The sequence below is a fragment of the Micromonospora sp. NPDC002296 genome (genome assembly GCF_040296145.1).
Classification (GTDB): Bacteria; Actinomycetota; Actinomycetes; order Mycobacteriales; family Micromonosporaceae; genus Micromonospora.
In genome coordinates this window covers 86,658-101,367 of record NZ_JBEOWQ010000011.1, presented here as the reverse complement: position 1 = coordinate 101,367, position 14,710 = coordinate 86,658, and the positions used below count along the sequence as shown (strand labels likewise).

Annotated in this window: 7 protein-coding genes and 2 pseudogenes; 3 read left to right on the top strand and 6 right to left on the bottom strand. The window is 73.0% G+C overall.

Annotated elements, in window-relative coordinates; all coding sequences use genetic code 11:
• Both ABT023_RS12220 and ABT023_RS12215 read left to right on the top strand, forming a co-directional pair.
• Positions 1-665 (top strand): annotated as a pseudogene (locus tag ABT023_RS12220) (hypothetical protein); the annotation flags it as partial.
• Position 666: 1 nt separating this feature from the next.
• Positions 667-1,386, top strand: coding sequence for a class F sortase (locus tag ABT023_RS12215; protein WP_350884503.1), 720 nt, complete (start codon positions 667-669; stop codon positions 1,384-1,386).
• Between the two features lie 77 nt (positions 1,387-1,463).
• Here the strand turns inward: ABT023_RS12215 and ABT023_RS12210 are convergent, their stop codons facing one another.
• Positions 1,464-6,518: an NAD-glutamate dehydrogenase gene (locus ABT023_RS12210; protein WP_350884501.1), complete on the bottom strand. Its 5,055-nt coding sequence runs from the start codon at positions 6,516-6,518 to the stop codon at positions 1,464-1,466.
• A gap of 286 nt (positions 6,519-6,804) precedes the next feature.
• Between ABT023_RS12210 and ABT023_RS12205 the strand changes: the two genes are divergently transcribed.
• Positions 6,805-8,778 (top strand): penicillin-binding transpeptidase domain-containing protein, encoded by a 1,974-nt coding sequence (locus ABT023_RS12205; RefSeq protein ID WP_350884499.1) that lies wholly within the window; start codon positions 6,805-6,807, stop codon positions 8,776-8,778.
• A gap of 229 nt (positions 8,779-9,007) precedes the next feature.
• On the opposite strand, the pseudogene ABT023_RS12200 reads toward ABT023_RS12205, so the two are convergent.
• The 5 genes and pseudogenes from ABT023_RS12200 to meaB form a co-directional block, all read right to left on the bottom strand.
• Positions 9,008-10,157, bottom strand: a pseudogene (locus ABT023_RS12200) (arginase family protein); the annotation flags it as partial.
• A 67-nt stretch (positions 10,158-10,224) separates the two neighbouring features.
• Complete coding sequence (locus tag ABT023_RS12195) at positions 10,225-11,148, bottom strand: tetratricopeptide repeat protein (protein ID WP_350884497.1); 924 nt, start codon at positions 11,146-11,148, stop codon at positions 10,225-10,227.
• Between the two features lie 123 nt (positions 11,149-11,271).
• Entirely contained in the window at positions 11,272-12,960 is a 1,689-nt protein-coding gene (icmA, locus tag ABT023_RS12190) for a coenzyme B12-dependent isobutyryl-CoA mutase large subunit (protein ID WP_350884495.1), read from the bottom strand.
• A 96-nt stretch (positions 12,961-13,056) separates the two neighbouring features.
• Positions 13,057-13,470, bottom strand: coding sequence for an Asp23/Gls24 family envelope stress response protein (locus ABT023_RS12185; RefSeq protein WP_350884493.1), 414 nt, complete (start codon positions 13,468-13,470; stop codon positions 13,057-13,059).
• A gap of 85 nt (positions 13,471-13,555) precedes the next feature.
• Positions 13,556-14,491, bottom strand: coding sequence for a methylmalonyl Co-A mutase-associated GTPase MeaB (gene meaB, locus ABT023_RS12180; protein ID WP_502890657.1), 936 nt, complete (start codon positions 14,489-14,491; stop codon positions 13,556-13,558).
• Between the last annotated feature and the right edge of the window lie 219 nt (positions 14,492-14,710).

The window sequence follows — 14,710 nt, the reverse complement described above, 5'->3', positions numbered from 1 at the left end:
AGCAGGGCAAGGACAACGGCAAGCCGGGCGAGGACCAGGGCAAGCCTGGCGGGGAGTCGGGTGGCAAGGGCGGCGGCACCGCCGACCCGTACGGCGAGCAGGACTGGGGCGGCTACGAGCAGGGCCAGAAGGCCGAGAAGGACCACGGCAAGGAGTCCGGGAAGGACCGGTCCGACGAGGGCTCCGGCTGGGGCCGGGACGAGGAGTCGGGCCACGGCAAGGACTCCAGCTACGGCAACGACTCGGGCCGCGGCAACGAGCACGGCAAGGACTCGGGGCGCGGCGAGGACTCCGAGCACGGCAAGGACTCGGGCCGCGGCAACGAGCACGGCAAGGACTCCGGCCGCGGCAACGACTCCGAGCACGGCAAGGACTCCGGCCGCGGCGAGGACGAGCGGTCCTGGGAGCACAAGAAGGACTTCGTCTACTTCGGCGAGGCCGAGGTCTCCGAGGACGCCGAGCCGGGCCGCCACAAGCTGCACGGCTCCTGCGGCGAGGGGGAGCTGGTCGTGCTCCCGCGCGGCCACGTCGAGGGCGGTGACGGCGGCGCGACCACCGGCACCGACCGCGGGATGGTCACCACCGGGGCGGGCATGCTGGGCGCCGCGGCGCTCGGCGGCATCGTGCTGATGCGGCGGCGTCGGGTCAATGGGTCCCTCGTCTGACGTGACGGCGACACCGGCCGGCGGCCGCCACGGGAGACCGTGGCGTGCCGCCGGCGCGGCCGTCGTCGTCACGCTCGCGATGGTCGGTGCCGGCCTGGTGGGCGCCTCGCTGCGCAGCGCGCCCGAGCCCGCGCCCCGCCCACCTCAGCCGCTGTCCCAGGCCGGCGCGGACGTCCACGCCACCACCGGGCCCGGCGTCGACCAGGAGCCCACCAACCCCGACACCGGGTCGGCCGGCGAGGGACAACCGACGGTCGGGCTGGGCCGGGCCACGCCGACCACCATCGCCATCCCCCGGATCGGGGTCGACGCCCCGATCATGACGCTGGGCACCAACCCCGACGGCACCGTCCAGGTCCCGTCGCTGGAGCAGGCCCTGAGCGCGGGCTGGTACTCCCCGGGGCCGAGCCCCGGGGAGATCGGCAACGCGGTGGTCGTCGGGCACGTCGACTCGGCGAAGGTCGGCGGTCCCGCCGTCTTCTTCTCACTCGGCGCGCTCCAGCCGGGCGACGCCATCACGGTGTCGCGGGACGACGGCAGTCAGGCCGCCTTCACCGTCGACGAGGTGAAGGCGTACCCGAAGAAGGCCTTTCCCACCGAGCTGGTCTACGGCCCGAACGACCGGGCCGGCCTGCGGGTCGTCACCTGCGGCGGGCAGTTCGACAAGAACGCGGGCAGCTACCTGGACAACGTCGTCGTCTTCGCGACGATGACCGGCTGAGAGTGGGGACGGTCGGCCCCCGGGACGCGCCACGGCCGGTCGGGGAAACCGACCGGCCGCGGCACGCTCCGGACGACTCAGGCCGCCGAGGTCCGCACCAGGGTACGGATCTGACGCAGCAGCACCGACAGTGCGGCGAGGTCCGCCCGGGACTCGTCGAACTCCCCCATCGCCCGCTGGGCGCGGTGGATCGAGGTGGCGTTCGACTGTTCCCACTGCAACACCCGCTCCAGCGGCGGCAGGTCGTTCGGGGTGGAGCCGAGGACCTCCGCGGTGAGCGCGGCCAGCGCGGCGTACAGGTCGTAGCGCAGCGCCATCCGGGCCAGCGTCTGCCAGCGGTCCTCCCGCGGCAGCAGGGAGATCTTCGACAGCAGGGAGTCGACCCGGAACCGGTCGGACAGGACGAAGTAGACCGAGGCCACCTCGCCGACGTCCGGACCGGTGCTCGCCGAGGTCTCCACCACGTCGAGCAGCCCGAAGCTGTACATCAGGCGGGTCGCCTGCTCGGCCAGGCCACGCGGCAGCCCTCGGGAGGTCATCTCGTCGATGTGCGCGGCGATGGCCTCCCGCTCGCTGCCGAAGAAGAGGTTCTCCAGGCCGGGCAGCAGCCGGGCCACCCCGTCGCGCAGCCGGGCGGTCTCGGCCGGCACGTCGATCGGCGAGCGCCGGTTGGTGACCAGCCAGCGCACCGCCCGATCGAGCAGCCGCCGGGTGTCCAGGTAGACGGCGGTCTGCAGCTCGGGGTCGACCTTGTTGTCGAGCGCCTCGACCGCGTCCCACAACTCGCGCAGCCCGAACACCTCGCGGACCACCACGTACGCCCGGATCACGTCCGCCGCGGACGCCGCGGTCTCCTCGACCACCCGGAACACGAACGAGATGCCGCCCCGGTTGATCGCCTCGTTCACCAGCACGGTGGTCACGATGTCCCGGCGCAGCCGGTGCTGGCCCATCCGGTCGGCGAACCGCTCCCGCATCGGGGTCGGGAAGTAGTTGACCAGCACCTCGGTCGTCCACTCCTCGTCGGCGAGGCCCTCGGCGAGGATCTCCCGTTCCAGCACGATCTTCACGTACGCCAGCAGCACCGCGAACTCCGGCGCGGTCAGCCCGGACTCGGTGCGCACCGCCAGCTCGTCGTCCGGCGGCAGCCCTTCCAACGCCCGGTCCAGCGCCCCCGAGCGCTCCAGCTCGCCGATCATCCGGCGGTGCACCGGCAGCAGCGAGGCGGCCTGGGCCTGCGAGTTGTTGATCGCCCGGGCCTGGTCGTAGTTGTCCCGCAGCACCAGCTCGCCGACCTCTTCGGTCATCCCGGCCAGCAGCTCGTCGCGCTCGGGCCGGGTCAGCGCCTCGTCCGCGACGGCCGTGTTGAGCAAGATCTTGATGTTCACCTCGTGGTCGGAGCAGTCCACCCCGGCCGCGTTGTCGATGAAGTCGGTGTAGATCCGCCCGCCCGCCCGGGCGTACTCGATCCGCCCGAGCTGGGTGCAACCGAGGTTGCCGCCCTCGCCGACCACCCGGCAGCGCAGCGCCTTGCCGTCCACCCGGATCGCGTCGTTGGACTTGTCGCCCACCTCCGCGTTGGTCTGGCTGGACGCCTTGATGTAGGTGCCGATGCCACCGTTCCAGAACAGGTCCACCGGCGCGGTGAGGATCGCCTTCATCAGCTCCTGCGGGGAGAGCTGGCTGACGTCGTCGTCCAGCCCGAGGGCCGCCCGGACCTGCGGCGAGATCGGCACCGACTTCGCCGCGCGCGGGTACACCCCGCCCCCTTCGGAGATCAGCGACCGGTCGTAGTCCTCCCAGGACGACCGGGGCAGGTCGAACAGCCGCTTGCGCTCGGCGTACGAGGCGGCGGCGTCCGGGTCCGGGTCGAGGAAGAGATGCCGGTGGTCGAACGCGGCCACCAGCCGGATGTGCTCGGACAGCAGCATCCCGTTGCCGAACACGTCGCCGGACATGTCGCCGACGCCGACCACGGTGAAGTCCTGGGTCTGGGTGTCGTGCCCCAGCTCCCGGAAGTGCCGCTTCACCGACTCCCAGGCGCCCCGGGCGGTGATGCCCATCTTCTTGTGGTCGTACCCGGCCGAGCCGCCGGAGGCGAACGCGTCGCCGAGCCAGAAGTTGTGCGCCGCCGAGATCTCGTTGGCGATGTCGGAGAACGTGGCCGTGCCCTTGTCCGCCGCCACCACCAGGTACGGGTCGTCGCCGTCGTGGCGGACCACGTCGTCGGGCGGCACGATCTCGCCGGCGGCGATGTTGTCGGTGATGTCGAGCATCGCGCCGACGAACTCCTGGTAGCAGGCGACCGCCTCGTCCCGGTCCCCCGGCTTCTGCTTGAGCACGAAGCCGCCCTTGGCGCCCACCGGCACGATCACGGCGTTCTTCACCATCTGCGCCTTGACCAGGCCGAGCACCTCGGTCCGGAAGTCCTCCCGCCGGTCGGACCAGCGCAGCCCGCCCCGGGCCACCGGCCCGTACCGCAGGTGCACGCCCTCGAACCGGGGCGAGTAGACGAAGATCTCGAACTTCGGCCGGGGGGCGGGCAGGTCCGGGATGGCCTGCGGGTCCAGCTTGAAGGCCACGTACGCCTTCGGCCGCCCGCCGACCGGCTTCTGGTAGAAGCTGGTGCGCAGGGTGGCCTGGATCAGCGTCAGGTACGACCGCAGGATCCGGTCCTGGTCGAGGCTGACCACGTCGTCCAGCGCGGCGTCGATCTCCTTCACCAGCTCGCCGCTGCGCCCGTGGCGCTGCTCGGCGGTCGCCTCCCCGGGGGCGAAGCGGGTCTCGAAGAGCTCCACCAGCAGCGCGGTGATCCGCGGGTACGCGATGAAGGTCTGCTCCATGTACTCCTGGGAGAAGACCGTCCCGGTCTGTCGCAGGTACTTCGCGTACGCCCGCAGCACCACCACCTGCCGCCAGGTGAGCCCGCCGCGCAGCACCAGCTCGTTGAAGCCGTCGACCTCGGCCTCGCCCCGCCACGCCGCCGCGAAGGCGTTCTCCACGTGCGGGCGCACCTCGGCCAGTTCCTGGTGGCCCTCGGGCAGTTGCAGGCCGAAGTCGTACAGGTAGACCCTGCCGTCGATCCGATCCACCTCGTACGGGTGCTCGTCGACCACCCGGACGCCGAGGGAATGCAGCACCGGCAGCACCGCGGAGAGCATCATCGGCTCGCCGTACCGGTAGACCTTGAACCGGACGTCCATCGCCTCGTCTAGGTCCGTGCCCCGGCCCGCGCCGTTGCCGCGCGGCGCGAGCTGCTTGCGGAACAGGTGCATCTCAAGCTGGCCGGGCTCCTCCAGCAGCTCCAGCTTCGCCAGGTCCTTCATCGCCTCGTACGGCGTGTGCCCGTCCTTGTAGCCCTCCGGGAAGGCGTCGGCGTACCGGCTGAACAGGTGCTTGGCCTGCTCGTCGCCGAGCTTGCGCTCCAGCACGAGGCGGTAGTCGTCGTCCCACAGCCGGGTGGCGTCGGCCAACTCCTCGGCGAGCAGGTCGGCGTCGATGTCCCCGGGTGGCCGGGTCGGGTCGGTGCGGACGATGAAGTGCACCCGGGCCAGCATCGACTCGGTGACCCGGGTGGTGTAGTCCACCCCGACGCCGTTCAGCTCACGCAGCAGGATGTCCTGCATGCGCAGCCGGTTCTGCGTGGTGAACCGGTCCCGGGGCAGGTAGATCAGGCAGGAGATGAACCGCCCGTACGCGTCCCGCCGCAGGAAGACCCGCAGTTGCCGGCGGCCGGCCATCCGCAGCACGCCGATCACCGCGTGGTACAGATCCTCGGTCTTGATCTGGAACAACTCGTCGCGCGGATACGTCTCCAGGATCTGGAGCAGGTCCTTGCCCGAGTGGCTGCGTCGGCTCAGGCCGGAACGGTCCAGCACCTCGGCCACCTTGCGGCGGACCACCGGCAGCTCCCGGACGCTCGTCCGGTACGCCGCAGTGGAGAACAGCCCCAGGAAGCGCCGCTCGCCGATCACCTGACCGGCCTCGTCGAAGATCTTGAAGCCGATGTAGTCCAGGTACGCCGAGCGGTGCACGGTGGCCCGGGAGTTCGCCTTGGTGATGATCAGCAGGCGCTTCTCCAGCGCCCTCTCGTGCGCCTCGGACGTCATCGAGGACAGCGCCCGCACCTCCGGGGAGTCCGAGCGCAGGATGCCCAGGCCGGTGCCGAGCACCGCCTCCACCGCCGAGCCCTCACCGTCGGGGGCGTCCACCAGCCGGTACTCGCGGTAGCCGAGGAAGGTGAAGTGGTCGTGGGCCAGCCAGCGCAGCAGCTCCACCGAGTCGGTGATGTCCTTCTCCGGCACCGGCGGGCGGTTGTCGGCGGTCCGGGCGGCGGCCAGCTCGTCGGCCAGGGCCAGGGCGCGCTGGCGCATCTTCGGCCAGTCCTCGACCGCCTCCCGCACGTCGGTCAGCACCCGTTGCAGCTCGCGGCGCAGCTTCTCCCGCTCGCCGGCGTCGCGGACCGGGTCGATCTCGATCCGCATCCAGCTCTCGACCAGGTCCCCGTCGATCGCGTCGTCGGGCTCCACGTCCGCGGAGACCTCGGTCAACCGGCCCAGCGGCTCCCGGCGCACCACCACCAGCGGGTGCACCAGCAGATGTACGTCGAGGTGGTGGGCGTTGAGCAGGGCGGTCACCGAGTCGACCAGGAACGGCATGTCGTCGGTGACGATCTCGATCACCGTGTGGTGCTGGTCGGCGTCCGGTTCGTGGATGCGCAGCTTCAACTCGCCCGGTACCCGCTGCTGCGCCAGGTCCCAGTGGGCCCGGGCGGCGTCGAGCATCTCCTCGGCCGTGAACCCGATCAGTTCCTCGTCCGGGGCGAACCGCCAGAAGCGCCCGACCAGTGTCGCCGCGTCGTGGTCGTCCCCGGCGAGCGCGACCGCCTGGGCGACCAGGCGCTCCACGTTCGGCACCGGCTCGTCGAGCTCGGCATCCTCCACGTCGTCGGCCAACGCCTCCATGGGCAGCCCGAGATCATAGATGGTGTCGATGCTCGAACCGGTCATCCCGGTCGCTCCCGTGTCGAGCCGGCCGAAGCCGTCCCCGTCGGTCGTCGAATCGAAGTCGTCCCGGCCGGTGTCATCCTGCCGGAGGTCGGGTCCCGGTTTGATCGCCGGACGCCGGTCCATCGGTGCCACTCCCCTCGACCCACCGCATTGTGGGTCACTCTGCCGCCCAGCCTAGGCCCTGCCGCTCCGTGCCTTCCTCGGCGGACCACCGGCCGGACTTCCGGTTCGGGACTCTGTCCTTTCACCCGTTGCAGATATGCGGTCAGCCGGCTGGGGAGTACCCCGGTCGGGATGTTCATCACACCTTCGCGAGCCCTCTTTGCGCACGTGGCGGGCCGGACGGGGCAGTGCGCCCGGCGGGCCCGTACTACCGTGGCGGAAGCCCGAGATTCGGAAGGACGGCCAAATGCGCCTGTCGTACCCCCCTGGTGGGCCCCGCCGATCGCGCTCCCGCCGGCTGGTCGCGGCGCTCGCGGCCACCACGCTGGCCGCCGCCGCGCTGACCGGCTGCTCCGCCGAGGACGGTCCGGAACGCGCCGTGGACGCCTTCCTGTCCGGTTGGGGCAAGGGCGACCTCCAGGCGGTCGGCTTCGTCGACCCGACCGGGAGGAAGGTGCCCGCCGCCGACGTGACGCGGGAGATCCGGGAGCTCTCCGGAGAGCTGGCGGCCACCCCACCGGCGCTGCGCCGCACCGGGGACCCGAAGATCGACGCGAACATCGCGACCGCCGGCATCCGGGTGGACTGGACCCTGCCCCCGTCCGGCACCCGCTGGGGGTACGACCGGCAGGTACGGCTCACCCGGGGCGGCGACGACCAGTGGCAGGTGATCTGGGAGCCGCAGGTGGTGCACGAGCAGCTCACCGCGGGCGACCGGCTGGCGGTGCGCCGGGACGTCGCGCCCCGGTCCGGGGTGCTCGACAGCGCGGGTGCGCCGGTCGTGGCGCCCCGCCCGGTGGTCCGGATCGGGCTGCAACCGAGCGAGGTCACCGACGTGAAGGCGGTGTCCCGGAAGCTCGACGCCGCGTTCCGGGCGATCCGGCCGGCGCTCACCCCGCCGGTCGACCTCGCCGACCTGCCCAAACGCCTCGCCGAGGCCGACCCGGGCGCGTTCGTCGAGGTCGTGACGCTGCGCGACGAGGCGTACCGGCAGATCCGCTCGCGGGTCTACGACCTGCCCGGCACCAAGTTCCGGGCCGAGAAGCTCGACCTCGCCCCCACCCGCGAGTTCGCCCGGGCGCTGCTCGGCTCGGTCGACCAGGCCCAGGCCGACGACCTGGCCGCCCACCCCGACCGGTACCGGCGAGGCGACCTGGTCGGCCACGGCGGCCTCCAGGGCCGGTACGACGAACGGCTGCGCGGCCTGCCCGGGCTGACCGTGATCAGCGAGCGGACGGGGCCGGACGGCACCGTCGTGCCGAACGGCACGACGCTGTTCCGCGAGGAGCCGAAGGCCGGGCAGGCGGTGAGGACCACCCTCGACGTGGCCACCCAGAACGCCGCCGACACCGCGCTGCGCGGGGAGAAGCGCCGCGCGGCCCTGGTGGCGGTGCGGATCAGCGACGGCGCGGTGCTGGCCGCCGCGAACGGGCCGGGGGCCGCCGGGGAGAACCTGGCCTTCACCGCCCAGGTCCCGCCCGGCTCGACGTTCAAGATGGTCAGCGCCCTCGGCCTGCTGGACCGGGGTGCGGTCACTCTGGACGGCCCGGTCGCCTGCCCGAAGACGTTCACGGTGGACGGGCGGTCGTTCAAGAACTCCGACAACTTCGCCCTCGGCTCGGTGCCGTTCCGCACCGACTTCGCGAAGTCCTGCAACACCGCGTTCGCCGCGCTCGCCCCGAAGCTGGGCGCGGACGGCCTCGCCCAGACCGGGCGGGCGCTCGGCCTGGAGGCCGGGTGGGACCTGGGCGTCGACGTGTTCACCGGCAAGGTCTCGGCGAACGGTTCCCCGGCCGAACAGGCCGCCGCCTCGTTCGGGCAGGGCACCACCGTGGTCAGCCCGCTGGCCATGGCCGCCGCCACCGCCGCCGTCGCCCGGGGCCGCTGGGAGCAGCCGAAACTGGTCCTCGACCCGGCTCCGGCCAAGGCCGCGCCGGCAGGCCCGGAGCTGAAGTCGGAGTCGGTGCAGCCGCTGCGGACCATGATGCGCGAGGTCGTCACCGCCGGCACCGCCGGCGCGCTGAAGGACGTCCCCGGCGGCCCGGTGCACGGCAAGACCGGCACCGCCGAGTACGACGACAACCCCGCGCACACCCACGCCTGGTTCATCGGTTGGCAGGGCGACGTGGCGTTCGCGGTCTTCGTGGAGCGGGGCGGGTCCAGCACGGCCAGCGCGGTGCCGATCAGCGAACGCTTCCTGCGCGCCCTCGCCGCCTCCTGACCGCCCCACCGTCCGGCAAGACCGACCACGCGTCAGGCGATCCCAGCTGCGGAATGCGACGTGTCATCGCCCGTGCCGGGGCGGCTGACGCCCGGAGCGGGTGCGGAACCACGGCGCAACAGGCCCGGGCCGGCCGAGGCGGGGGGCCCGACGGGTTCCAGGACCGGGCCCGGGGCACCCTCGGTCGGGCCGCCCGGATCCACCGACCTGTCCGGCTCCTCCAACCCGCCGGCGGCGCCGTCGAGGTCGCCGGTGAGGGCGGAGACGGCGGCGGGCAGGACGGAGCCGGCGGGCAGGGCGAGGGCGGTGGGCAGGGCGGCATCGGCGGGGAAGTCGACATCGACCGGATCCCCCGCCGCATCCCGGTGCGGCGCATCGGCTGGTAGGGCCCCGGAGACGGCTGGGCGGCCGGCCGAGGGAGGGCGCGGGTCGGGGGCCGCCGGGAGCAGCCGGGGCGACACCGCGCTCGGTGCGGTGACCGGGGCCAGCCCGGCCACCACCGTGTTGACGATCTCGGCGGCGTACGCCCCGTCCTGGTCGTAGTCGGGGTCGAAGACGGTCAGCTCGACGCCCAGGCAGTGCGGGGTGTCCACCAGCCCGGCGAGCAGGATCTCCAGCTCGGCGAAGGCGATCCCGCCCGCGTCCGGGGCGTCCACCGCCGGCATCACCGCCGGGTCGAGCACGTCCACGTCGACGTGCACCCAGTACCCGGCGCAGTCGGCCAGCTCCTCGTGCGCCCACTGGGCGGTGCGGGCCGCACCCTCGGCGCGCAGCGCCGGCACCGGCCGGGTGGTGATCCCGGCGGCCTGGAGGTCGAGGCGGTACTCGTCCTGCGCCCGGATGCCGAGCACCACCACGTCGATGTCCCGGAAGTACGGCCGGCGTCCCTCGATGGCCGCCAGGTCGGCCTGCCCGCGCCCGGTGACCAGGGCCAGGTCCTCCCCCGCCGCGGCACCGACGTAGGAGGCGTTGCCGGGGTGCCGGAAGTCGGAGTGGCCGTCGACGAAGACGAGCCCGATCCGGCCGCCGACCGCCTCGCCGAGCCGGTGCATGGCCAGCGCCGAGCCGAGCAGGATCGAGCAGTCCCCGCCGAGCACGAGCGGGAACTCCCCCCGGTCGATGATCGAGCCGATCCGGTCGGCCAGCGCGGCCGAGTACGCGGCGATCTCCGGGGCGTGGCAGACGCCGTCGCCGGGACGCCAGTCGCCCGGGTCGTACCGGGGCGGGGTGAGGCAGCCGGCGTCGCGGGCCCGCAGCCGGGCCAGCAGGCCCTGGTCGCGCAGCGCGCCGGGGGCTTTGCCGCAGCCGGGGACGGCGGTGGGGGTGGGCGGGCGCAGCCCGAGGTTGGACGGCGCGTCGAGGACGGCGATTCGGCGCATATGGGCTCCCGTCCTCGTGTGTCGGGCGGGCCGGCGAACGCCGGCCCGCGCTGGCGTACGGCGGAACTCAGAACAGGGCGCTGGCCAGGGCGCGGCGGGCGGAGGCGACGGCGGGGTCGTCCGGCCCGGCGACGGTGAACAGGCCGACCAGGTGTTGGCGGACCTTCTCCCGGTCTTCGCCGGCGCTGCGGCGGACCAGGGCGACCAGGCGCTGGTAGGCCTGCTCCGCCATGCCGCTGAGCACCTCGACGTCGGCGGCGAGGAGTTGGGCCTCGACGTCGTCGGGGTCGGCCTGGGCGGCGGCGAGCGCCGCGCCCGGGTCCGCCCCGGCGACCCGGCGGGCCAGCCCGACCTGGGCCAGGCCGGCCTCGGCCGCGGCGTCCGCCGGCGACTCGGCGAGGATCTTCCGGTACGCCTGCTCGGCGGCGTCCAGGTCGCCGCCCATCAGGGCGTCGTCGGCCTCGTCGAGGCGCGGGTCCTCCGGCTCGGCGACGGTGGCCCCGCCGGCCTTGAGCACCGCGCCGATCCACTGGCGCAGCTGGGCCTCGGGGACCACCCCGGAGAACGCGTCGACCGGCCGCCCGCCGACGACCGCGTAGACGGTGGGGATCCCCTGGACCTGGAACATCTGGGCGATTCGGGGATTGTCCTGGACGTCGACCCGGGCCAGCACCCACGCGCCGCCGCCCTCGACCGCCAGCCGCTCCAGCACCGGCGCGAACTGGTCGCTCTCCGGGTAACCGGCCGCGCCGAAGAAGACCACGACGGGCAGGTCCACGGAACGTTCGAGCACCTCGGACTGGAGGGTGGCCTCTGTCACGTCGATCACGGCGGCCCCGCCGCCGGTGGCGACGCCACCCGGCAGACCGGGGGGCGGTCCGGCCTGGGCCGGTGTGCTGGAACGGGTGGGGGCCGGTGCGGTGCCGCGCAGTGCGCTGAGGTCGACCGCGCCGCGGGTGAAGATCGACGAGGTGATCCGTGGGTCGCTCATGGTTACCTAGTCTCGCACGACCGCCGCCCAACTCCGATCAACCGCGACGGCGACAAATGTGACTCTCGCGGCTGGTCACCGGCCGTGTCGCCGCACCCCGTCGAGGGGTGCGGCGACACCCGGTCAGAAGCGTGCCGGTTCGCGGTAGACGCCCCATTCGGCGCGCAACGCGTCGCAGATCTCGCCGAGGGTGGCCTCGGCGCGGACGGCGTCGAGCATCGCCGGGATCATGTTCTCCCCGGTGCGGCTCACCTCGACCATCCGGGTCACCGCAGCGGAGACCGCCGCGTCGTCCCGGGCGGTCTTGCGCTCGGCCAGCATCCGGCGCTGCTCCACCTCGACCTCGTGCGAGATGCGCAGGATCTCCAGGTCCTTGGCGACCGTGCCGGTGTGGCAGTTGACCCCCACGATCCGCTTGTCGCCCTTCTCCAAAGCCTGCTGGTAGACGAAGGCCGACTCGGCGATGTGGCCGGTGAACCAGCCGTCCTCGATGCCACGCAGGATGCCGGAGGTCATCGGGCCGATCTGGTGCGGCCCCTCGCCGCCGAGCTGCCGGATCCGGGCGAAGATCTCCTCCGCCTCGGCCTCGATCCGGTCGGTGAGCTCCTCGACGTACCAGGAGCCGCCGAGCGGATCGGCCACGTTGGTCACCCCGATCTCCTCCATCAGCACCTGCTGGGTACGCAGGGCGATCTCGGCGGACTCGTCGGTCGGCAGGGCCAGGGTCTCGTCGAGGGCGTTGGTGTGCAGCGAGTTCGTCCCGCCGAGCACCGCGGCGAGCGCCTCCACGGCGGTGCGGACGACGTTGTTGACCGGCTGCTGGGCGGTCAGCGACACCCCGGCGGTCTGGGTGTGGAACCGCAGCCACAGCGCCTTCTCACTGGTCGCGCCGTACACGTCACGCAGCCAGCGGGCCCAGATCCGGCGGGCGGCGCGGAACTTGGCGATCTCCTCGAAGAAGTCGACGTGCGAGTCGAAGAAGAAGCTCAGCCCGGGGGCGAAGACGTTGACATCCAGCCCGCGCGACAGCCCCAGCTCGACGTAGCCGAACCCGTCGGCGAGGGTGTACGCCAACTCCTGCGCGGCGGTCGAGCCGGCCTCGCGGATGTGGTACCCGGAGACCGACAGCGGCTTGTACCGGGGGATCTCGCGGGCGCAGTACTCCATCAGGTCGCCGATCAGGCGCAGGTGCGGCTCCGGGTCGAACAGCCACTCCTTCTGCGCGATGTACTCCTTGAAGATGTCCGTCTGCAGCGTGCCGTCCAGTGCGGACAGGTCGGCGCCCTGCCGCTCGGCGGCCACCAGGTACATGCAGAACACCGGCACCGCCGGGCCCGAGATGGTCATCGACGTGGTGACCCCGGCCAGGTCGATGCCGTCGAAGAGCGTCTCCATGTCGGCGGCGGTGTCGATGGCCACCCCGCAGTGCCCGACCTCGCCGAGCGCCTGCGGGTCGTCGGAGTCGCGGCCCATCAGCGTCGGCATGTCGAACGCGACGGAGAGGCCGCCGCCGCCCGCGCCGAGGATCATCTTGTAGCGCTCGTTGGTCTGCCGGGCGTTGCCGAAGCCGGCGAACTGCCGGATCGTCCAGGTCCGCCCCCGGTAGCCGGTCGGGTACAACCCCCGGGTGTACGGGAACTCGCCCGGCCAGCCGATCCGCTCGAAGCCCGGGTACGTGACACCCTCCGGCGGGCCGTAGACCGGGTCGACGGTCATCCCGGAGAGCGTGGTGAAGTCGGCGTCCCGCTTGCGTGCGGCGTCGTAGCGGGCCTGCCAGCGTGCCCGTCCGGCAGCGATCTCGTCGGCGTCCATGCGCGGGGCTCCTCCTCGGGTCCTCGTCAGAAGACCGAGTGTAGAACCCGTGCCTGAACGATCGCTAAGGCAGTTCGTACCGGCGGGTAACCCGGCTCACGCCGGAGGGCCGACCGGCTCGCCCATGGCCACGTCGTCGACCCGGATGTTGATCTCGTCGACCCGCAGCCCGTACGCCTCGACGGCCTGGGTGACCGCCGCCCGCACCCCCTCGGTCACCTGCGGCACCGGCCGGCCGGCGTCGATCACGATCACCAGGTTGACCACCGCCGCGCCGTTCGTGACGTGCGCCGAGCAGCCGCGCCGGGCATCGCCCACCTGGTCCAGGCCGACCTTGTCGAGCACCGCGTTGAAGAACCGGGCCACGTCGCCGCCCAGCTCCGACACCCCGGGAACCGACCGCGCGGCGGCCACGGCGATCTTCTCCACCACCTCGTCGGAGACCTGGGTGGTGCCGCCCGCCACCGCGTCCGGCGTCACCGACAGCTCCTGCGTCGCCTCGTCGCCCATGCTCTCCCCCAGTACGCTCGCACCGCCCCACGGTGCCGTGGAGCGGTGCGAGCGTACTAGTTCGTGGGGGTCCGCAGTGGACGCCTCAGGAGCGGAGCTGGGCCAGTAGTTCGTCGGCCGCGGCGTACGGGTCGAGGGACCCCTCGGCGACCTTCGCGGCGAGCGTCGACAGCTCCGTACCGTCGCGCAGCGAGCCGATCCGGGCGCGCAGCACGCCCAGCGCGATCGCCTCGATCTCGGCGGCGGCCCGCGTCTCCCGGCGGCGGCGCAGCTCGTCGTGCTTGTCCAGCCAGTCGCGGTGCTTGTCGATCGCGGCGGCGATGTCGTCGATCCCCTCGCCGCGCGAGGCGATCGACCGGACCACCTGCGGCCGCCACTCGCCGGGCCCCCGCTCGCCCAGGGCGATCATGCCCTGGATGTCGCGGACGGTGGCGTCGACCCCGTCCCGGTCGGCCTTGTTGACCACGAAGACGTCGGCGATCTCCAGGATGCCGGCCTTGACCGCCTGGATGGCGTCGCCCATGCCGGGGGCGAGCAGCACCAGTGTCGTGTCGGCCAGCGAGGCGACCTCCACCTCGGCCTGCCCGACGCCGACGGTCTCCACCAGCACCACGTCGCAGCCGGCGCCCTCCAGCACCCGGACCGCCTGCGGGGTGGCCGCCGACAGCCCACCGAGGTGACCCCGGCTGGACATCGACCGGATGTAGACGCCCGGGTCGGTGGCGTGGTCCTGCATCCGCACCCGGTCGCCGAGGATCGCCCCGCCGGTGAACGGGCTGGACGGATCGATGGCCAGCACCCCGACCCGGTGCCCGCGCGCCCGCAGCGCGCGGACCAGCTCGTTGGTGGTGGTCGACTTGCCCACCCCGGGGGACCCCGTCAGCCCGACCACCTGGGCCTGACCGGCGTACGGGGCGAGAGCCGCCGCCACCTGGGGCAGCGCCTCGTCGCCGGACTCGACCAGGGTGATCAGCCGGGCCACCGCCCGGGGGTCACCGGCGCGGGCCCGTTCCACCAGCATCGGCACGTCCCGGCTGCGGCGCACCGACGGCACACCGGCGGCCGGGGCCTGCCCGACCGCTCCGCTCACCGTGCCGCCTTCGTTCGCGACTGCGGGGCTCGCACACCCCGCTCACTCCTCACGCTCACCGTGCCGCCTTCGTTCGCGACTGCGGGGCTCGCACACCCCGCTCACTCCTCACGCTCACCGTGCCGCCTTCGTTCGCGACTGCGGGGCTCG